The sequence below is a fragment of the Streptomyces sp. WAC 01529 genome, assembly GCF_003945545.1.
In the GTDB taxonomy this organism is placed as follows: domain Bacteria; phylum Actinomycetota; class Actinomycetes; order Streptomycetales; family Streptomycetaceae; genus Streptomyces; species Streptomyces anatolicus.
This window is the reverse complement of record NZ_CP029617.1, coordinates 3,605,464-3,626,108: the sequence shown is the minus strand read 5'-3', so window position 1 is coordinate 3,626,108 and position 20,645 is coordinate 3,605,464. Positions and strand designations below refer to the sequence as shown.

Below are 20,645 nucleotides of genomic sequence, written 5' to 3'. Positions count from 1 at the left end.
TCATGCGGTGGTCTGGGTGCCGGGGGCGCCGGGGGTTCCGTCCGCGCGGGGCGCGGCGCGCAGATGCTCGCCGAGCTGTTCGACCAGCTCGCTCATGGTGTGCCCGACCAGGCCCGCGTCGGCGTCCTCGGCGGCGATGACGGCGAGGTGCGCGCCCTCGCCGGCCTCGACGATGAAGAGGATGCCGCCGTAGAACTCGGCCATCGCCGAGCGCACCCCGCCGCTGCCGTCGCCGAACTCGGCGGACGCGCCGTGCGACAGGGACTGGATGCCCGCCGCGATCGCGGCGAGCTGGTCGGCCTGGTCGACGGAGAGCTCGGGCGTGCGGCACAGCTTCAGGCCGTCCCGGGAGAGCACGAGGGCGTGCCGGGCACCGGGGGTGCGTTCCAGGAGGCCCTGGAGGAGCCAGGTGAGCTTGGCGTCGGTGGTGGCGTGGGTGGTGCCGGTGGTCATCGGGGGGAGTCGCCTTCCGGGTGCTGAGGGGTCGACGGATCGGAGGAGGGATCCGGGGGAGTGGCGCGGACCGCCTGGCGGAAGCTGCTGAAGCGGGCCGCGGTGTCGGCGGCGTCCGCGGGGCGCGGCCGCGGGTTCTCCCCGGTGTCGCTGTCGGCTCGGGCCCGCTCGGCGGCGGCGAGCGTCCGGCCGCGCCGCCGCTTGGGCAGCGGCATCGTCACGCCCTCGGCCCCGGCCCCGGCTGCGGCCGGGCGGTCGGCCGGGGAGTGGTGGGTCGGCACCGGGTCGCGGTCGACGCGGTCGGTGAGGGGGTCGGGGAGGGTGTCGGGGGTGTGCGGGGCGGCGGCCGGGGCCGTCGGTGACGGGGCGTCCGCCGGGGGCAGGGACGGCTGGTGCGGCGAGGGCGCCAGGGGCTGCGCGGCCGTCAGGTGCTGGGCGCTCGTCGGGTCCTGGGCGGACGCGGAGGGCTGCGGGGCCACCGGCTCCTGGGAGGCCGCCGGGAGCTGGGCGCGGGCCGGGGTGCGGGGCAGGGGGGTCGCCGGAGGCGGGGTCGGGTCCGAGGGGCGGGAGAGCAGTTCCTGCGGGATCAGGAGGAGTACGCCCGTGCCGCCGCGCGCCGAGGGGCGGAACGACACCGTCAGGCCGTGCTTGCGGGCCAGGCGGCCCACCACCGCGAGGCCGAGCCGGGTGCCGCTCAGGCCGCCGAGGCCCGTCGTCTCGCCGGACACGGCACGCTCGGCGCGGCGCTGCTGCACCGGGCCCATCACCAGGCCGCTGTCCTCGACGGAGACGATGACCCCGGACGCGACCTCCTCGATGTAGACGTGCACTTCGGAGGTGGGCGGCGAGAAGTTCGCCGCGTTGTCGAGGAGTTCCGCCAGGGCGTGCATGACGCCCTCGGCGGCGTGGCCCGCGACCGCGACCTCGCTCGCCGAGTGGACGCGCACCCGCTGGTAGCCGCCGATGCGGCCCATCGCGCCGCGCAGGATCGACTCCATGACGATGGGGCGGGCCCAGCGGCGCCCGGAGCGGGCGCCGGTGAGGACCGCCACGGAGTCGGCGATGCGGCCGGCCTGCGCGGTCCTGTGGTCCAGGTGGAGGAGGTCGGTGAGGACGTCCTCGTCGGCGTGCCTGCCCTCCATCTCGCGCAGGTCGGCGAGCATGCCGGTGGCCAGCGCCTGCATACGTCCTGCCGCGTTGGCGCACGCGGCGAGCGCGGCGGCCCGCTCGGACTCGGCGGTGCGCACGCGCGCGGTCAGCTCGGTCCGGACGCGGGTGTGCTCGGCGGTGAGTTCCGTACGTATACGGGTGTTCTCGGCGGTGAGTTCCGCCTGTACGCGGGCGTTCTCCGCGGTGAGTTCCTCCCGGACGCGGGCGTGCTCGGAGACGAGTTCCTCCCGCACCCGGGTCTGCTCGGCGGTCAGCTCGGCCAGTTCACGCGCGTGCGCGGCGGTGAGGCGGGCGTGCTCCTGCCCGAACTCGGCGGCGCGCCGAGCCTGTTCCTGCTGGAGACGGGCGGTCTCCTGCTGTGCGGCGGCCAGCTGACGCCGTGACAGGGCGAGCGCCCGCAGGGCGTGGAAGGCGACGGTCACCGCGGCGCTGAGCGCGACGGCGGCGGCACCGGCGCCCCAGGCCAGGGGGGTGCGCGCGGACGCGGGCGCGACGGCGACGGCCCACCCGGCGAGCGCCGCGGTGACGAAGGCACAGGCCAGCAGGACGAGCGCGGCCGGGCGCAGCGGAGGGCGCTCCGTCCCGGGGCGCGCTATGGGGGTTGGCGCGGTCATCAATCGGGGTCCTCGATCGGAAGCGACACACTCTGCTCAAGTTCTGGTCACTATAGGAGAGTTGATGAGCGTGTTGGGAATGTTCCCTTCCGGATCGTGACATATCGGGTGGGGCGGGGTGGCACCGGGGGGTCGTAGCGGGGGCATTCTGGACGCATGAGCGACCTCGACGGCGACTTCGGCACCCCCGGCCGCTTCAAGGACTCCGGCGGCCCCGGCGCCCTCGGGGACCCCCGCGGCCTGGAGCGGGCCCTGCGCGCGGCCGTGCGCGGCGCGGTGGACCTCTCCGTCACCGCGCGGGCCCTGCACACCATGGACGCCTCCAACTACCGCCGCGTACCGGCCGCCGTCGTGACCCCGCGCGACGCCGACGACGTGCGGGCGGCACTCGAAGTCTGCCGGGAGCATTCCGTGCCGGTCGTGGCGCGCGGCGCGGGCACCTCGATCGCCGGGCAGGCGACGGGCACCGGCGTGGTCCTCGACTTCACCCGGCACATGAACCGCCTCCTCTCCCTCGACCCCGAGGCGCGGACGGCCGTGGTCCAGCCGGGCCTCGTCCTGGACGACCTGCGCTCCGCCGCCGCCCCGCACGGCCTGACCTTCGGCCCCGACCCCTCCACGCACAGCCGCTGCACGCTCGGCGGCATGATCGGCAACAACTCCTGCGGCGCGCACTCGGTGGCCTGGGGGACGACGGCCGACAACATCCGGCAGCTGTCGGTCCTCGGCTCGCGCGGCGACACCCTCCGCCTCGCCCAGGGCTGGGACGGCGCCCCCGACGGCCTGCGCGCCCTGGTCGAGGGCGACCTGGCCCTGCTGCGCACCGGCTTCCCCGACCTGCCGCGCCGCATCTCCGGCTACGCGCTTGACGCGCTGCTCCCCGAGCGCGGCGTCGACCTGGCCCGCGCGTTCTGCGGCTCGGAGGGCACGCTCGGCATCGTCACCGAGGCGGTCGTACGTCTCGTCGAGGCACCCCGCGCGCGGGCCCTCGCCGTCCTCGGGTACGCGGACGAGAACGCGGCGGCCGAGGCGGCGGCGGGCCTCCTGCCGCACGGCCCGCTGACCGTCGAGGGCATGGCCGCCGACCTCGTCCGCGGCACCCCGCAGGAGAGCGCCCTGCCCAGGGGCGGCGCCTGGCTCTTCGTGGAGACGGGCGGCGCGAGTCCGGCCGAGGCGCGCGCGCGTGCCGAGACCCTCGTGCGCGCCGCCGACGTCCTGGACGCCGTGGTCGTCGACGACCCGGCGCGGCAGCGGGCGCTGTGGCGGGTGCGGGAGGACGCCAGCGGCACGGCCACGCGGATGCCGGACGGCAGCGAGGCGTGGCCCGGCTGGGAGGACTGCGCGGTGCCGCCGGCCCGTCTCGGCGCGTATCTGCGGGACTTCAGGGCGCTGCTCGCCGCACACGGGCTGCGCGGCACGCCGTACGGGCACTTCGGGGACGGCTGCATCCATGTGCGCATCGACTTCGATCTGCTCGGTCCCGAGGGCGTGGCACGCTTCCGCCGCTTCTCCGAGGAGCTGGCGGACGTGGTCGTCGCGCACGGCGGCTCGCTCTCCGGCGAACACGGCGACGGACAGGCCCGCGCGGAGCTGCTGCCGAAGATGTATGGGCCCGACCTCGTCGCCCTCTTCGCGCGCGTGAAGGACGTCTGGGACCCGGCGGGCCTGCTCAACCCGGGCATGCTGGTGCGGCCCGCGCCCCTCGACGCCGGGCTGCGGTTCGCGCCCCTGCCGCGCGAGCCCGTCGACGTCACCTTCGGCTACCCGCACGACGGCGGGGACTTCTCGGCGGCGGTCAGGCGATGTGTGGGGGTAGCCAAGTGCCGTACGGCGACGGCGTCCTCGCCCACCGGTGTCATGTGCCCCTCATTCCGGGTGACCGGCGAGGAGGAGCACTCCACGCGCGGCCGGGCGCGGCTGCTGCACGAGATGCTCGCGGGCGAGGTGGTGACGGACGGCTGGCGCTCCACGGAGGTACGGGACGCGCTCGACCTCTGCCTGTCCTGCAAGGGATGCCGGTCGGACTGTCCGGTGGGCGTCGACATGGCCACGTACAAGGCGGAGTTCCTGCACCACCACTACGAAGGCCGCCGCAGGCCCGCCGCCCACTACGCGATGGGGTGGCTGCCGCGCTGGCTGCGGGCCGTGGCCCTCACCCGCACGGCTCCGGCCGTCAACGCCCTCGCGCGGGTCGGCCCGCTGGCCGCGCTCGGCAAACGGCTCGGCGGCATCGCACCGGAGCGGTCGATCCCGGCGGTGGCGCCGCGGACTCTGCGGCAGTGGTGGCGCGGGAGACCCAAGAGGCAGGGGGCACCACAGGTAGTGCTGTGGCCCGACACCTTCACCGACCACCTCTCGCCCTCCGTGGGCCGGGCGGCGGTACGGGTGCTTGAAGCGGCAGGGCTCACGGTCGCGCTGCCGCCGACGGGGGTCTGCTGCGGGCTCACGTACGTCTCCACGGGCCAGCTCGACCGTGCCCGCGCGGTGCTGCGCGCCACGCTGGAGCGGGTCGCCCCGCTCCTGGCGGCGGGCACGCCCGTCGTCGTCCTGGAGCCCAGCTGCGCGGCCGCCCTCAAGACCGACCTCGTCGAACTGCTCGGCGACGACCCGCGCGCCCACTGCCTCGCCGCGTCCGTGCGCACCTTCGCGCAGGCCCTCGAAGAACTGGCCCCCGACTGGCGGCCGCCGCACGTGGGCCGCCCGGTGGCGGGCCAGACGCACTGCCACCAGCACGCGGTCCTCGGCGACGCGGCGGAACGGCGGCTGCGCACGAAGGCGGGCCTGGAGGGCGAGCTGAGCGGCGGCTGTTGCGGACTCGCCGGGAACTTCGGTTTCGAGCGCGGCCATTACGAGGTGTCGGCGGCCTGCGCCGAGGAACAGCTGCTGCCCTCGGTGCGGCGGGCACCGGCCGGGGCGGTGGTCCTGGCGGACGGCTTCTCCTGCCGGACGCAGCTGGGGCAGCTGGCGGAGGTGCGGGGGCGGCACCTGGCGGAGGTCCTCGCGGAGGCGCTGGACGCGGTTTAGGCGGACCCGGTTTGCGTACAGGAGCAAAAGCGCTCCACAATCCTGTCCTGGTCCATTACCTTGGACGGCGGAGTCCAGAACACTGGACTGCCGGGAGTGGTGGCACACGGCACACGGCAGGAAGGCTCAGGCGTGAACGTCTCGCGCAGCGATCAGGCGGCACCGGCGGCGGCCCCCGTGGTGGCCCAGCAGCCGGAAGTCGCCGGTGCGGCGGCGACCGCCGAGGCCGTGCAGGGCGCTTCGGGCGCCGGGGCCACTCAGGCCGCGTCGGGCACTTCGGGTGCCGGGGCCGCCCCGAGTGGTGAAGCCGCCCCCAGTGGTGAAGCCGCCCCCAGTGGTGAAGCCGCGCGCAGCCTCCGCGCCCGGCTCGCCCCGGTCGGGCTGGTGCTCGCGGGCGGGATATCCGTGCAGTTCGGCGGGGCGGTCGCGGTGAGCGTGATGCCCAGGTCCGGGGCGCTCGGGATCGTGACGCTGCGGCTCGCCTTCGCCGCGCTCGTACTGCTCGCCGTCTGCCGTCCGAAGCTGCGCGGCCACTCCCGCGCCGACTGGGGCACGGTCGTCGCGTTCGGCGTGGCCATGGCCGGGATGAACGGCCTCTTCTACCAGTCGGTCGCCCGCATCCCCATGGGCCCCGCCGTCACCCTCGAAGTCCTCGGCCCGCTCGCGCTCTCCGTCATCGCCTCGCGCCGCGCCGTCAATCTGATCTGGGCCGGGCTCGCGCTCTGCGGGGTGTTCCTGCTCGGCGGCGGGGGCGGCTTCAGCGGCCTCGACCCGGTCGGCGTCGCCTACGCGCTGGGGGCGGGCGCGATGTGGGCGACGTACATCGTCTTCAGCGCGCGCACCGGGCGGCGCTTCCCGCAGGCCGACGGCCTCGCCCTCGCGATGGTGGTCGCGGCGGTGCTCTTCCTGCCGCTCGGGATCGTCGAGTCGGGCGCGAAGCTGGTCGAGCCGGGCACGCTGGCGCTGGGCGCGGTGGTGGCGGTCATGTCGTCCGTGCTGCCGTACACCCTCGAACTGCTCGCGCTGCGCCGCCTTCCCGCGCACACCTTCGCGATCCTGATGAGCCTGGAACCGGCCATCGCCTCCGTCGCCGGGTTCCTCGTCCTCAGCCAGGCCCTGACCGTGGCCGAGGCGCTGGCGATCTCCCTGGTCATCGCGGCGAGCATGGGCGCGGTGCGGACGCAGGTGGGGCGGGGCAAAGCACGTAAGGCGCGCGAGGCGCGTGAAGCATCCGAGGCGAGTGAGGCGCGCGAGGGCGCCTGAGAAGGCAGGGCGCGTCCCGCCCCCGCGTTCCAGGCGGCCTACGTTTCCGCTGGTCAGGCCCGCTCGCGGCGTTCCGGCGTCCCGGATTGCCGGAGTTTCATGGCTTCTGGGATGGATCACCCCGCATGGTCGAGCCGTGCCGCACCACGGCACCACGGCAACGACCTGAGGAGAGTCCGTACATGCTTCGCAAGCGTTCACGTCTGCCACGTCTGATCGCCGCCCCGATCGCGGCCGCCGCTCTGACGCTGACCGTCGCCGGTCACCAGGCCAGTGCGGCCGGGACCGGGCCGTCGGCCCCCGGCGGCGCGGGAGCGTCCGGCAAGGCCGCCGCGGCCCCCGCCCCCTGCCTGGCCGGAGCCACGACGCTGCTCGGCGATCTCGACGGTGACGGCCGCCCGGACAAGATCTCGAACCCCGGGCACACCGGCACCAAGATGACTGTCCAGTGGGGCGCCGCGGACGGCACTTTCGGCACCAAGCAGACCGTGAGCAAGCTGCTCGGCGCCAAGCCGGGTGAGGTCGCGACCGCCGCCGTCGCCGACTTCCAGAAGGACGGCAAGCTCGACATGGTCGTCAACATCGTCGAACCCTCCGGCGTCGACGACCCCGCGACGGCACGCGTCGCCGACTACCGCCCGGGCCCGCTCAAGCGCGCGAACCTGGCCTCCGCCCACGCCCGCCACCTCGACATCGGCGACAGCCGCGAGGTCAAGCAGCTCCGCATCGCCAACTACGGCGACGACAAGTACCCGGACCTCGCGATCCTCAACAACGCCGGTGACGGCGTGTGGGACCGGGAGGTACGCCTGACGAAGGCGCGCAGCGGCCCGGGGAGCTACGACTCCGAGCAGCAGTACAAGTACGGCGAGCACGGCACCCCCGCCGAGCCGCCGGCGATGCCGAGCGACGGCTGGAAGCACTTCTACAAGTCCTGCTCCTGACCCTTCCGTCAGCCTGCTCTCGACCGGGCGCCGCCGATCCTCGCGATGGGCGGCGCCCCTTTCCCCGGGATGGGCGGCGCCCGTCGTCGGCCGACCGCAGGAATTAATGCAAGCACGCTTGCTTGTTTCTCCGCACGCTGCCATGCTCCCTGGCGAACCGCCGTGCCCCGAGGGGAGCGTCCCGTGTCCGATGCCCTGCCCGTGCTCGAAGATCTGCGCAGCGAGAGCGAGGAACTCGACCGGCTCGTCGCGGAGTTGGATGAGGAGCGTTGGGCGCTCGCGACGCCCGCGCCCGGCTGGACGGTCGCCCACCAGATCGCGCACCTCGCCTGGACCGACCGGGCCGCGCTGCTCGCCGCGACCGACCCGGAGGCATTCGGCGCCGAGGTCGAGAAGGCGGCCGCGAACCCCGGCACCTTCGTGGACGAGGGCGCCCGAGAGGGGGCGGCGCTGCCGCCCGCCGAACTGCTCGCCGCGTGGCGCTCGGCCCGCGCACGCCTGTGGCAGGCCCTCCATGACGCTCCCGCCGGCACCCGCCTGCCCTGGTACGGGCCGCCGATGGCCGTGCCCTCCATGGCCGGTGCGCGGCTCATGGAGACGTGGGCGCACGGCCAGGACGTGGCGGACGCGCTCGGCGTGCGGCGTGCGCCGACGGACCGGCTGCGGCACGTGGCGCGGATCGGCGTACGGGCCCGGGACTTCGCCTTCGCCGTACGAGGACTCGGCGCGCCGGACGAGGAGTTCCGGGTCGAGCTGACGTCACCCGTGACGGGCGAGGTGTGGGCGTACGGCCCCGAGGACGCGGCCCAACGCGTCACGGGCCCCGCGCTCGACTTCTGCCTCCTGGTCACCCAGCGCGTCCACCGCACCGACCTGGCCCTGCGGGCAAAGGGCCCCGACGCCGACCGCTGGCTCTCCCTCGCCCAGGCCTTCGCGGGCCCGCCGGGCAGAGGGCGCGAGCCGGGCGGGGGAGCGGGGCGCGGGCCGGGTGCGGGAGCGGGGCTGTGACCCCGCCGCCCCCGCGCATGGACCCCCTGCGCATAGGCAACGCCTCCGGTTTCTACGGCGACCGGTTCAGTGCCATGCGGGAGATGCTGACCGGCGGGGAACTCGACGTGCTCACCGGGGACTATCTCGCCGAGCTGACCATGCTGATCCTCGGGCGGGACCGGATGAAGGACCCGTCCCGGGGATACGCCAGGACCTTTCTGCGGCAGCTGGAGGAGTGCCTCGGCACCGCCCACGAGCGGGGCGTGAAAGTCGTCGCCAATGCCGGGGGCCTCAACCCGGCCGGGCTCGCCGGGGCCGTGCGGGAGCTGGCCGGGCGGCTCGGTGTCCCCGTGCGGGTCGCGCACGTCGAGGGCGACGACCTCGGGGAGCGTTTCCCCGGCGCCCTCACCGCCCACGCCTACCTCGGCGGCGCCGGGATCGCCGCCTGCCTGGACGCCGGGGCCGACGTGGTCGTCACCGGGCGCGTGACCGACGCCGCCCTGGTCAGCGGGCCCGCCGCCGCCCACTTCGGGTGGGGGCCCGCCGAGTACGACCGGCTCGCGGGCGCCGTCGTCGCCGGGCACGTCCTGGAGTGCGGCACACAGGCCACCGGCGGCAACTACGCCTTCTTCGCCGAGCACGAGCCCGCCCGCCTGCGCCGCCCCGGCTTCCCGCTCGCCGAGATCCACCACGACGGTTCCGCCGTCATCACCAAGCACGACGGCACCGGCGGCTTCGTCGACGTCGGCACGGTCACCGCGCAGCTCCTCTACGAGACCCAGGGCGCCCGGTACGCGGGCCCGGACGTCACCGCCCGGCTCGACACGGTCACCCTCACCCAGGAAGGGCCCGACCGCGTACGCGTCGACGGCGTACGCGGCGAGGCCCCGCCGCCCACCCTCAAGGCCGGTCTGACCCGGCTCGGCGGCTTCCGCAACGAGGTCGTCTTCGTGCTGACGGGACTGGACGTCGAGGCGAAGGCCGCGCTCGTCCGCGCGCAGATCGAGGACGCGCTCGACGCCGCCAAGTCCCGGCCCGCCGAACTCCGTTGGGAGCTGGCCCGCACCGACCGCCCCGACGCCGCCACCGAGGAGAGCGCCTCCGCCCTGCTGCGGCTCATCGTGCGCGACCCCGACGCCGACACGGTGGGCCGCGCCCTCAGCGGCGCCGCCGTCGAACTCGCCCTCGGCAGCTACCCCGGCTTCCACGTGACCGCGCCCCCCGGCAAGGGCGCCCCCTACGGAGTCTTCGAGGCCGCGTACGTGGACCGCTCCGGCGTCCCCCACGTGGCCGTCCTGCCGGACGGGGAGCGGCGCCCGGTCCACTCCGGCGACGAGACCCGCGTACGGGAGGGCACCCGCGTACTGGAGGACGTGCCGCCGCCACCGCTGCCCGCGCCCCTGCCGTCCGGCCCCACCCGCCGCGTCCCCCTCGGCCGCCTCGCCGGGGCCCGCAGCGGTGACAAGGGCGGGGACGCCAACGTCGGCATCTGGGTGCGCACCGACGACGCCTGGCGCTGGCTCGCCCACGAGCTGACCGTGGACCGGTTCCGCGAACTGCTCCCGGAGTGCGCCGACTTGACCGTCGTACGCCATGACCTGCCCAATCTGCGCGCCCTGAACTTCGTCGTCGAGGGCCTGCTCGGCGAGGGCGTCGCCGCGCAGGCCCGCTTCGACCCGCAGGCCAAGGGCGTCGGCGAGTGGCTGCGCGCCCGCCACCTGGACATACCGGAGGTACTGCTGTGACCGTCCTCGCCTCCGCGCTCGACCCCGCGAGCGCCGAGTACGCCGAGCACCGCGCGGCCATGCTGGAGAAGCTGGCCGCGCTCGACGCCGAGCAGGCCAAGGCGCTGGAGGGCGGCGGCGAGAAGTACGTCCAACGGCACCGAGGGCGCGGCAAGTTGCTCGCCCGGGAGCGGATCGAGCTGCTGCTCGACCCGGACACACCCTTCCTGGAGCTGTCGCCACTGGCGGCCTGGGGCAGCGACTACCCGGTCGGCGCCTCCATGGTCACCGGCATCGGTGTCGTCGAGGGCGTCGAATGCCTGATCACCGCCAACGACCCGACCGTCAGGGGCGGTGCCTCCAACCCCTGGACGCTGAAGAAGGCGTTCCGGGCGCATGAGATCGGGCACGCGAACCGGCTGCCGTCGATCCACCTCGTGGAGTCCGGCGGCGCCGATCTGCCGTCCCAGAAGGAGATCTTCATCCCGGGAGGCGCTCTCTTCAAGCACCTCACGCAGTCCTCGGCGGCCGGGATCCCGACGATCGCCGTCGTCTTCGGGAACTCGACCGCGGGCGGCGCGTACGTCCCCGGCATGAGCGACCACGTGATCATGGTCAAGGAGCGCGCGAAGGTCTTCCTCGGCGGCCCGCCGCTGGTGAAGATGGCGACCGGCGAGGAGAGCGACGACGAGTCGCTCGGCGGCGCCGAGATGCACGCCCGCACCTCGGGCCTCGCCGACTACCTCGCCGAGGACGAGCGGGACGCGCTGCGGCAGGCCCGCCGGGTCGTCGCGCGCCTCAACTGGCGCAAGGCGTACGCGGATCCGGGCCCGGCGGCGCCACCCAAGTACGACCAGGACGAACTCCTCGGCATCGTCCCCGGCGACCTGAAGAAGCCCTTCGAGCCGCGCGAGGTCATCGCCCGTATCGTCGACGGCTCGGACTTCGACGAGTTCAAGCCGCTGTACGGGGCCTCGCTGGTCACCGGCTGGGCCGCCCTGCACGGCTATCCGGTCGGCGTCCTCGCCAACGCGCAGGGCGTCCTGTTCAGCGAGGAGTCCCAGAAGGCCGCCCAGTTCATCCAGCTCGCGAACCAGCGCGACATCCCGCTGCTCTTCCTGCACAACACCACCGGCTACATGGTCGGCAAGGAGTACGAGCAGGGCGGCATCATCAAGCACGGCGCCATGATGATCAACGCGGTCAGCAACTCGCGCGTACCGCACCTGTCCGTCCTGATGGGCGCCTCGTACGGCGCCGGGCACTACGGCATGTGCGGGCGCGCCTACGACCCCCGCTTCCTCTTCGCCTGGCCGAGCGCCAAGTCGGCCGTCATGGGCCCGCAACAGCTCGCCGGGGTCCTGTCGATCGTCGCCCGCGCGTCGGCCGCCGCGAAGGGCCGGCCTTACGACGATGAGGCCGACGCGGGCCTGCGCGCCATGGTGGAGCAGCAGATCGAGGCGGAGTCCCTGCCGATGTTCCTTTCGGGGCGGCTCTACGACGACGGGATCATCGACCCGCGCGACACCCGCACCGTCCTCGGCCTGTGCCTGTCCGCGATCCACACGGCCCCCTACGAAGGCGCGCGCGGCGGCTTCGGCGTCTTCCGGATGTGAGGCAGTGACCATGATCAAGTCAGTACTCGTGGCCAACCGGGGCGAGATCGCCTGCCGCGTCTTCCGCACCTGCCGTGAGCTGGGCATCGCCACGGTCGCGGTGTACTCCGACGCCGACGCGGACGCCCTGCACGTCCGTGAGGCCGACACGGCGGTACGGCTGCCGGGCGCGGCGCCCGCCGAGACGTATCTGCGCGGCGACCTCGTCGTGAAGACCGCGCAGGCCGCGCGCGCCGACGCCATCCACCCCGGCTACGGCTTCCTCTCCGAGAACGCGGACTTCGCGCGGGCCGTCCTGGACGCGGGCCTGGTCTGGATCGGCCCGCCGCCCGAGGCGATCGAGGCGATGGCGTCCAAGACGCGCTCCAAGGAGCTGATGGGGGTCACACCGCTGTCCGAGGTCACCGAGGCCGACCTGCCGGTCCTGGTGAAGGCGGCGGCCGGTGGCGGCGGGCGCGGCATGCGTGTCGTACGCGATCTGGCGGAGCTGCCGGGGGAGTTGGCGGCGGCGCGCGCGGAGGCGGCGGGCGCGTTCGGGGACGGTGAGGTGTTCGTCGAGCCGTTCATCGAAGGCGGGCGCCACGTCGAGGTGCAGGTCATGGCGGACGCGTACGGAACGGTGTGGACGCTGGGCACCCGCGACTGCACCCTCCAGCGCAGGCACCAGAAGGTCATCGAGGAGGCCCCGGCGCCGGGCCTCGCCCCGGAACTGGTCGCCGAGCTGCGCGCGCGGGCCGTGCGGGCCGCGCGGGTGACCGAGTACCGGGGCGCGGGCACGGTCGAGTTCCTGGTCGCGGACGGCCGGGCGCACTTCCTGGAGATGAACACCCGCCTCCAGGTCGAACACCCCGTCACCGAGGCGGTGTTCGGCCTGGACCTGGTGGCGCTCCAGATCCAGGTGGCCGAGGGCCACGCCCTGGAGCAGGAACCCCCGCCCGCGCGCGGGCACGCGGTAGAGGCCCGCCTGTACGCGGAGGACCCGGCCTCGGACTGGGCCCCACAGACGGGCAGGCTGCATCGCTTGGAGGTGCCGGGCGCGGGGCACGGCGTCCACCCCGGCCCGGGACACGGCATCCGCCTCGACACGGGCTACGCGGCCGGAGACTCGATCGGCGTCCACTACGACCCGATGCTCGCCAAGGTCATCGCGTACGCGCCGACCCGCGCGCAGGCGATCCGGAAGCTGGCGGGCGCGCTGGAGCGGGCCGTCGTGCACGGGCCGGTCACCAACCGCGCCCTGCTCGTACGCTCACTGCGGCACCCGGAGTTCGCGGAGGCCCGCATGGACACCGGCTTCTACGACCGGTACGCCGCACAACTGGCCGCCCCCGAGCCCGACCCGCACGCCCCGCTCGCCGCCGCCCTCGCCGACGCGCACGGCCGCTCCCGCTTCGGCGGCTGGCGCAACCTCCGCTCCCAGCCCCACACCAAGCGCTACCGCACCGAACCCGACGGCACCGAGCACGAGGTCCGCTACGACCACACCCGGACCGGCCCCACCGCCGAGGGAGTGCGGGTCCTCGCCGTGACGCCGACGCGCGTCGAACTCGAAGTCGACGGCGTACGGAGGAAGTTCACCGTCACGCGGTACGGCGAGCGCGTCCACGTCACCACGCCCCACGGCGACACCGCCCTCACCGCGCTGCCGGCCCTCCCCGAGCCCAACGCCCGCCGCGCACCCGGCTCGCTGCTCGCCCCGATGCCGGGCACCGTCGTCCGCGTCGCCGAAGGGCTCACCGAGGGCGCGGAGGTCACGGGCGGGCAGCCCCTCGTCTGGCTGGAGGCCATGAAGATGGAGCACCGCGTCTGCGCTCCCGCCTCCGGCACGCTCACCGCGCTGCACGCCGTGCCCGGCCGCCAGGTCGAGGTCGGCGCGCTGCTCGCCGTCGTACAGGCCGCCGTCCCGGAGGAGTCCGCATGAGCACCGCCCGCAGCACCGCAGGCAGTACCGCACGCAGCACTCGTGGCGCCGCCCTCGAAACCGAGGAGCACCAGGCCCTGCGCGCCGCTGTCGCCGCCCTCGGCAAGCGGTACGGCCGCGCCTACATGACCCGCGTCGTCGCGGACGGCGGCCACCCCGACGAGCTGTGGGCGGACGCCGCCAAGCTCGGCTACCTCGGGGTGAACCTGCCCGAGGAGTACGGCGGAGGAGGCGGTGGCATCTCGGAACTCTCCATCGTGCTGGAGGAGTTGGGCGCGGCGGGCTCACCGCTGCTCATGATGGTCGTCTCGCCCGCCATCTGCGGCACCGTCATCGCCCGCTTCGGCACCGAGGAGCAGAAGCGGGCCTGGCTGCCCGGACTCGCCGACGGCTCCCGCACCATGGCCTTCGGCATCACCGAGCCCGACGCGGGCTCCAACTCCCACCGCATCACCACCACGGCCCGCCGCGACCCCGACTCCGGCGACTGGCTCCTGACCGGCCGCAAGGTGTTCATCTCCGGCGTCGACATCGCCGACGCCACCCTCATCGTGGGCCGCACGTCGGACGCCCGCACCAGCAGCCTCAAGCCGTGCCTGTTCATCGTCCCGCGCGACACCCCGGGCTTTGAACGGCGGCAGATCGCCATGGAACTCCAGGCGGCCGAGAAGCAGTTCGAGCTGGTCCTGGACGATGTACGGCTGCCCGCCGACGCGCTCGTCGGCGACGAGGACGCGGGCCTCCTCCAGCTCTTCGCCGGACTCAACCCCGAGCGGATCATGACGGCGGCCTTCGCGCTCGGCATGGCCCGCTACGCCCTGGACCGCGCCACCGAGTACGCGAAAGAACGCACCGTCTGGAAGACGCCCATCGGCGCCCACCAGGCCATCGCCCACCCCCTCGCCCAGTCCCACATCGAGATCGAGCTGGCCCGCCTGATGACGCAGAAGGCCGCCAGGCTCTACGACGAAGGCGACGACACGGCCGCGGGCGAGGCCGCCAACATGGCGAAGCTCGCCGCCGCCGACGCCTGCGTGAAGGCCGTCGACCAAGCGGTGCACACCCTCGGCGGCAACGGCCTGACCAAGGAGTTCGGCCTCGCCTCGCTCATCGTCGCCTCCCGCGTGGCGCGGATCGCCCCGGTCAGCAGGGAGATGATCCTCAACTACGTCTCCCACCAGACACTCGGCCTGCCCAAGTCCTACTGAGGAGCCCCCGCCATGAGCCTCGTCGTCTCCTCCCCGGCGCGGGGGATCGTCACCGTCCGCCTGGACCTCCCCGAGCGCCGCAACGCGCTCTCGGCGGAGCTGGTGGGCGCCCTCGCCGAGGCGCTCCACGACCTCGGCGACGACCCCGACGTACGGGCGGTCGTGCTCGCCCACACGGGGACCACGTTCTGCGCCGGTGCCGACCTGCGCCAACCGCCGGACCCCCAGGACTTCGTACGGCTGCTGCGGCAGATCGTGGAGCTGCCGAAACCGGTGGTGGCGCGGGTGGACGGCCATGTGCGGGCGGGCGGCCTCGGGCTGCTCGGCGTGTGCGACCTTGCGGTGGCGGGGCCGGGCGCGTCCTTCGCGCTGACGGAGGTACGCATCGGGGTCGCGCCCGCGGTGATCTCCCTGCCGCTCCTGCCCCGTCTCGACCCGAGCGCGGCCGCCCGCTACTGCCTCACCGGCGAGCGTTTCGACGGGGCGGAGGCGGCGCGGATCGGCCTCGTCACGGCGTACGCGCCCGATGTGGACGCGGGCCTCGAACCGATGCTCGACGGGCTGCGGCGGGCGGCACCGGGCGCCCTGGCCGAGACGAAGAAGCTGCTCACGGCTAGGGTGCTCGACGCATTCGACGACCACTCGGACGCCTGTACCGCCCTGTCCGCGCGGCTCTTCGGTTCCACCGAGGCACGGGAGGGGACGGCGGCGTTCCTCGAAGGACGGGAGCCCCCATGGGTGCTGTGACCACCGCCGACCGGGCGCCCAAGCAGGACCGCAGTCGCGCGACACGGCTGCGGCTCCTGGAGGCCGCCGTCGCCTGCCTCGCCGAGCACGGCTGGGCGGGCTCGACGGTCTCGGTGGTCGCCGAACGGGCGGGCGTCTCCCGGGGCGCGGCGCAGCACCACTTCCCGACCCGGGAGGACCTGTTCACGGCCGCCGTCGAGTACGTGGCCGAACAGCGCTCCACGGCCCTGCGCGCCCTGCCCGCGCAGGACCGCGCCTCGGTGGTGGCGGCCCTCGTCGACCTCTACACGGGCCCGCTCTTCCGCGCGGCGCTCCACCTCTGGGTGGCCGCGTCCAACGAGCCGCAGCTCGGCGGGCGCGTCACGGAGCTGGAGGCCCGCGTCGGCCGCGAGACGCACCGCATCGCCGTGGAACTCCTGGACGCCGACGAGTCCCGCCCCGGCGTCCGCGAGACCATCCAGGGCCTGCTGGACATGGCCCGGGGCCTCGGCCTCGCGAACCTCCTCACGGACGACGGAGCACGCCGGGAGCGGGTGGTGGCGCAGTGGACGGTGCTGGTGGAGGGGGCGCTGAAATCGGGAAAATCCAGCCCCTCCGGCAGCTCGGGAAAATCCAGCCCCTCCGGCGTTTGAGGAGCGGGGTCCGGGGCGGAGCCCCGAGGCGGTGAGCCCCAGGGGCGTCAGCCCGAGATGTCCCCGAACCCCTCGATCTCCTGCGGGCTACGGGAGCCGGGCCCCACGTACCGGGCAGAGGGGCGGACCAGCCGCCCCGTCCGCTTCTGCTCAAGAATGTGCGCCGACCACCCGGCGGTCCTCGCACAGGTGAACATGGACGTGAACATGTGCGCCGGCACCTCGGCGAAGTCGAGGACGATCGCCGCCCAGAACTCCACGTTCGTGGCCAGCACCCGGTCGGGCCGGCGCGCGTGCAGCTCGTCCAGGGCCGCCTTCTCCAGCGCCTCGGCGACCTCGAAGCGCGGCGCCCCCAGCTCGCGGGCGGTGCGCCGCAGCACCCGCGCCCGGGGGTCCTCCGCGCGGTAGACGCGGTGCCCGAAGCCCATCAGCCGCTCGCCCTTGTCCAGGGCCTGCTTGACGTAGGCGACCGCGTCACCGGTCCGCTCGATCTCCTCGATCATGCCGAGGACCCGGGAGGGCGCCCCGCCGTGCAGCGGACCGGACATCGCGCCCACCGCGCCGCTCAGCGCCGCCGCCACGTCCGCGCCGGTGGAGGCGATGACGCGGGCGGTGAACGTGGAGGCGTTCATGCCGTGCTCGGCGGCCGAGGTCCAGTACGCGTCGACGGCCTGGACGTGCTTGGGGTCGGGCTCGCCGCGCCAGCGCTTCATGAACCGTTCGACGACCGTCTCGGCCTTGTCGATCTCCCGCTGCGGCACCATCGGCAGGCCCTGGCCGCGCGCCGACTGGGCGACGTAGGACAGGGCCATGACGGCGGCGCGGGCCAGGTCCTCGCGGGCCCGCTCCTCGCTGATGTCCAGGAGCGGACGCAGGCCCCACACGGGGGCGAGCATCGCGAGCGCGGACTGCACGTCGACGCGGATGTCCCCGGAGTGCACCGGGATCGGGAAGGGCTCGGCGGGCGGCAGACCGGGGTTGAACGCGCCGTCGACGAGCAGGCCCCAGACGTTCCCGAAGGAGACATGGCCGACCAGGTCCTCGATGTCGACGCCGCGGTAGCGAAGCGCGCCGCCTTCCTTGTCCGGTTCGGCGATCTCCGTCTCGAACGCGACGACTCCTTCAAGTCCGGGTACGAAGTCGGACATCAGGCGGCTCCTCGTGATGGGTTCGACATGATGATTTTCGAGAAAGGGGGTTGCGGTCAGCTCATGGGCCGGCTCATCCCCGGCTCATGACCATGCGTCAAAAATGGGCGACTACGATCCGGTTCCGCGGTCGTTTACGCCATTCTCTGGCGCGTTCGCCGACTCGCGGTCCGAAACGGTCACCCCGGTGATGCCCCGTGAGGCTGGTGGTCACCCAACCGATTCGGCAGCAGGACGATATCCCCTGGTGCCACCTTTGGCGATGGCATGCGGCACTCAGTGCCACACGTCACCTCTCCGTGGCGGAACGCACCCACCGCGCTCCCCACGTATACGGCAAGATGATCGGGTGACCGACTCCAGTGCCCCACTCCCCGACCCGCTGCCCGAGCCGGCCGGCATGCGCGAGCAGTACGTCACCGAGGGGCTCGCCGAGGCGGAGCTGCCCGCCGGCCCCATGGAGCAGTTCGCGCGCTGGTTCAAGGAGGCGGTGAGCGCCGGGGACGCCGTACACGAACCGAACGCCATGGTCGTCTCCACCGTCGACGCAGAGGGCAGGCCCAGCGCCCGCACGGTGCTCCTGAAGGGCTTCGACGAGCGGGGCTTCGTCTTCTTCACCAACTACGACTCCCGCAAGGCGCGCGAGCTGGCGGGCAACGCGGCCGTCTCGCTGCTCTTCCCCTGGCACGCCATGGCCCGCCAGGTCATCGTCTCCGGCACGGCGGAGCGCGTCGGGCGCGAGGAGACGGTCGCCTACTTCCGCACCCGCCCCCACGGCTCCCAGCTCGGCGCCTGGGCCAGCGCGCAGTCCTCCGTGCTCACCTCACGGGACGAACTGGACCGCGCGTACGCCGACTTGGCGGCCCGCTACCCCGAGGGCGAACAGGTCCCCGTCCCCCCGAACTGGGGCGGATTCCGCGTGACCCCCCAAGCGGTGGAATTCTGGCAGGGCCGCAGAAACCGCCTCCACGACCGCCTGCGGTACGTCCGAACACCGGACGGCAAGGGCTGGGACGTGGAACGCCTGAGCCCGTGAGGGTATAGCCCGTCCGGCGTTTGAGGACGAGTAGGCCGAAGGCCACGACAGACCCCGCGCACAGCCCCGGCCCACCGACCTACCCGGCGAGGACCCTGTCCAGAAACGGTTCGACGGCCGCCCGCCACGCACTCGGCTGGTCGTAGTGGACAAGGTGCCCCGCGTCGGCCACCTCCGCGTACTCCCCCCGGGGCAGCACGCGGACCATCTCCTGGGACTCGGCGCGGCCCAGCTCCCCGTCCAGGCCCCGCACGACGAGCGCGGGGCAGCGGACCTGCATCAGCTCCTCCCAGTGCGCGTCGTGCACCCACGTCTCGCGGGACTTGAGCATCTGGGCGCGGTCGAACACCGGCCGCCAGCCGTCCGGGCCCTCGGCCATCACCTCGGCGAAGAACTCGCCCCGCGCGGGATTGGGCCGCTCCACCCAGGGATCGTCCTCGCCGAACCACTTGCGCACGTCCGCGAGGGTCGCGAACGGCACCGGCCAGGACTTGAACCAGTGCTCCCACTCGCGCTGCGAGGCCGCGCCGAGCGCGGAGGCCCGCATGTCGCAGATGATCAGGCCCCGGACGAGGTCGGGGCGGCGCGCGGCCAGCTGCCAGGCGGTGAGCGCGCCCATGGAGTGCCCGATGAGGACGGCGGGCGCGAGGCCCAGCTGCTCCAGGGCGGCCTCGGCGTCCTCCACGTAGGCCTCACGGGTGTAGGGCCCCTCCGGGCGCTTCTCGCTCTGCCCGTGGCCGCGCTGGTCGAGGGCGACCGCGCGGTGCCGCTCGGAGAGCCAGCGGGCGGTGCCCGCCCAGTGGGAGGCGCGGCCCATCAGGCCGTGCAGTAAGAGCACGCCGCCGGGCGCCCCCTCGGCCTCCCTCAGCTTGGGAGGATCGGCGAACTCCCAGGCGGCGAGGCGTACGCCACCCGTGCCCGTCACGTCGATGCGCCGCACCATGATTCCTGGCACCCCCCTAGATTCCGCTCGGGATCCACGCCTGGTCCTGCCCCGCACCCCCGCACGTTATCGAACTCCCTTTCGAAAACGAGCGGATTGCCGGTAACACCCCTCGTTCGGGTGACCACGCTCAAGGATTGACCGGCGTGGCCGAGGGGAGATCTTCATCGGGAGGCGGGCCGCTCGGGGACATCGGCCCGTGGGGGACGACCCTGGGAGCTCGGGGCTCCGGGTCAGCACAGGGGAGGACAGGTCCCGGCGCCCTCGGGCGCCGGGACCCTCACGTCCAAGCTCACCAGACGGGCACATCCTCGCCCCCTCTCCGGCCGTGCGGCCAGACCTGGTGCCGACACGGTCAAGAGCCCTCAGGTCATATGCCTCTCGCGACAGCCTCGCATGCCAAACGCTCGCGCGCTGCGATTCCGCACACTGAATCTTGGATTCCGCAAGATCTCCCGGAGACCATGATGCGTTGTCAACTAACCCTCTAGTAACGGCAGTTGACGTCAGCGCTTGGCGACGAAGACATGCGAGGCGATCTCCGAGGACAGCTCGGCGGCCTCGCCGCTGCTGCCCACGAGCACGCCGCCCGCCGACTCCGTCACGCTCACCACGGAGCCCGGCTGCACACCGGCCCGCCGCAGCGTGTACATCAGCTGGGCGTCCGTCTGGATCGGCTCGCCGATGCGGCGCACGACGACCGTCTTGCCCTCGGTGCCCGGGTCCAGCTCGGTCAGGGAGACCATGCCCTCGTCCAGGAACGGGTCCGCGCCGTCCTTCTCGCCCAGCTCCTCCAGACCCGGGATCGGGTTGCCGTACGGAGACTCGGTGGGGTGGCGGAGCAGCTCGAGGACGCGGCGCTCCACGGCCTCGCTCATCACGTGCTCCCAGCGGCACGCCTCGGCGTGCACCTGCTCCCACTCGAGCCCGATCACGTCGACGAGCAGGCACTCCGCCAGGCGGTGCTTGCGCATCACGCGGGTGGCCAGACGGCGGCCCTCCTCGGTGAGCTCCAGGTGGCGGTCGCTGGCGACCGCCACCAGGCCGTCGCGCTCCATGCGCGCCACGGTCTGGCTCACCGTCGGTCCGCTCTGGTCGAGCCGCTCGGCGATCCGGGCGCGCATGGGGACCACACCTTCCTCCTCCAATTCGAGGATGGTGCGCAAATACATCTCAGTGGTGTCAATCAGCCCCGACATGGGTGCCCCTCAG

At 73.7% G+C, this 20,645-nt stretch carries 16 protein-coding genes; 11 read left to right on the top strand and 5 right to left on the bottom strand.

Features of this window, described 5'->3' with window-relative positions:
• Complete coding sequence (locus DMA15_RS16095) at nucleotides 1-453, bottom strand: roadblock/LC7 domain-containing protein (RefSeq protein WP_125513451.1); 453 nt, start codon at nucleotides 451-453, stop codon at nucleotides 1-3.
• Entirely contained in the window at nucleotides 450-2,237 is a 1,788-nt protein-coding gene (locus tag DMA15_RS16090; RefSeq protein WP_125513449.1) for an ATP-binding protein, read from the bottom strand. Before DMA15_RS16090 ends, DMA15_RS16095 begins: the two co-directional genes overlap by 4 nt.
• A gap of 156 nt (nucleotides 2,238-2,393) precedes the next feature.
• On the opposite strand from DMA15_RS16090, the gene DMA15_RS16085 reads away from it, so the two are divergent.
• The 10 genes from DMA15_RS16085 to DMA15_RS16040 all read left to right on the top strand — a co-directional run bounded on the left by DMA15_RS16085 (nucleotide 2,394) and on the right by DMA15_RS16040 (nucleotide 16,306).
• A complete protein-coding gene (locus DMA15_RS16085; protein WP_125513448.1) occupies nucleotides 2,394-5,261 on the top strand; it encodes an FAD-binding and (Fe-S)-binding domain-containing protein in 2,868 nt (955 codons plus the stop codon).
• A gap of 132 nt (nucleotides 5,262-5,393) precedes the next feature.
• On the top strand, nucleotides 5,394-6,524 hold the full coding sequence (locus tag DMA15_RS16080; RefSeq protein WP_240659820.1) for an EamA family transporter: 1,131 nt from the start codon (nucleotides 5,394-5,396) through the stop codon (nucleotides 6,522-6,524).
• A 182-nt stretch (nucleotides 6,525-6,706) separates the two neighbouring features.
• Nucleotides 6,707-7,468, top strand: a complete 762-nt coding sequence (locus DMA15_RS16075; protein WP_125513446.1) for a VCBS repeat-containing protein — start codon at nucleotides 6,707-6,709, stop codon at nucleotides 7,466-7,468.
• 183 nt (nucleotides 7,469-7,651) lie between these two features.
• Nucleotides 7,652-8,476, top strand: coding sequence for a TIGR03084 family metal-binding protein (locus DMA15_RS16070; RefSeq protein WP_125513444.1), 825 nt, complete (start codon nucleotides 7,652-7,654; stop codon nucleotides 8,474-8,476).
• 17 nt (nucleotides 8,477-8,493) lie between these two features.
• Complete coding sequence (locus DMA15_RS16065; protein ID WP_125517813.1) at nucleotides 8,494-10,203, top strand: acyclic terpene utilization AtuA family protein; 1,710 nt, start codon at nucleotides 8,494-8,496, stop codon at nucleotides 10,201-10,203.
• Nucleotides 10,200-11,798 (top strand): carboxyl transferase domain-containing protein, encoded by a 1,599-nt coding sequence (locus DMA15_RS16060; RefSeq protein WP_125513442.1) that lies wholly within the window; start codon nucleotides 10,200-10,202, stop codon nucleotides 11,796-11,798. The genes DMA15_RS16065 and DMA15_RS16060 overlap by 4 nt, the downstream gene beginning before the upstream one ends.
• A gap of 10 nt (nucleotides 11,799-11,808) precedes the next feature.
• Nucleotides 11,809-13,719, top strand: a complete 1,911-nt coding sequence (locus tag DMA15_RS16055; RefSeq protein WP_125513440.1) for a biotin carboxylase N-terminal domain-containing protein — start codon at nucleotides 11,809-11,811, stop codon at nucleotides 13,717-13,719.
• Nucleotides 13,716-14,927 (top strand): acyl-CoA dehydrogenase family protein, encoded by a 1,212-nt coding sequence (locus DMA15_RS16050; RefSeq protein WP_125513438.1) that lies wholly within the window; start codon nucleotides 13,716-13,718, stop codon nucleotides 14,925-14,927. Before DMA15_RS16055 ends, DMA15_RS16050 begins: the two co-directional genes overlap by 4 nt.
• 12 nt (nucleotides 14,928-14,939) lie before the next feature.
• Complete coding sequence (locus DMA15_RS16045) at nucleotides 14,940-15,674, top strand: enoyl-CoA hydratase family protein (RefSeq protein ID WP_125513436.1); 735 nt, start codon at nucleotides 14,940-14,942, stop codon at nucleotides 15,672-15,674.
• A complete protein-coding gene (locus DMA15_RS16040) occupies nucleotides 15,662-16,306 on the top strand; it encodes a TetR/AcrR family transcriptional regulator (protein ID WP_125513434.1) in 645 nt (214 codons plus the stop codon). The genes DMA15_RS16045 and DMA15_RS16040 overlap by 13 nt, the downstream gene beginning before the upstream one ends.
• Nucleotides 16,307-16,353: 47 nt before the next feature.
• Here DMA15_RS16040 and DMA15_RS16035 read toward each other — a convergent pair whose 3' ends face one another.
• Entirely contained in the window at nucleotides 16,354-17,454 is a 1,101-nt protein-coding gene (locus DMA15_RS16035; protein ID WP_125513433.1) for a citrate synthase 2, read from the bottom strand.
• 349 nt (nucleotides 17,455-17,803) lie between these two features.
• Between DMA15_RS16035 and pdxH the strand changes: the two genes are divergently transcribed.
• On the top strand, nucleotides 17,804-18,490 hold the full coding sequence (gene pdxH / locus DMA15_RS16030; protein ID WP_125513432.1) for a pyridoxamine 5'-phosphate oxidase: 687 nt from the start codon (nucleotides 17,804-17,806) through the stop codon (nucleotides 18,488-18,490).
• A 79-nt stretch (nucleotides 18,491-18,569) separates the two neighbouring features.
• On the opposite strand, the gene DMA15_RS16025 is transcribed toward pdxH, so the two are convergent.
• Complete coding sequence (locus DMA15_RS16025) at nucleotides 18,570-19,433, bottom strand: alpha/beta hydrolase (RefSeq protein ID WP_125513431.1); 864 nt, start codon at nucleotides 19,431-19,433, stop codon at nucleotides 18,570-18,572.
• Nucleotides 19,434-19,939: 506 nt separating this feature from the next.
• The gene (locus tag DMA15_RS16020; RefSeq protein ID WP_125513430.1) at nucleotides 19,940-20,632 is read right to left on the bottom strand and encodes a metal-dependent transcriptional regulator; all 693 of its coding nucleotides are present in this window, start codon (nucleotides 20,630-20,632) and stop codon (nucleotides 19,940-19,942) included.
• Nucleotides 20,633-20,645: the final 13 nt, after the last annotated feature.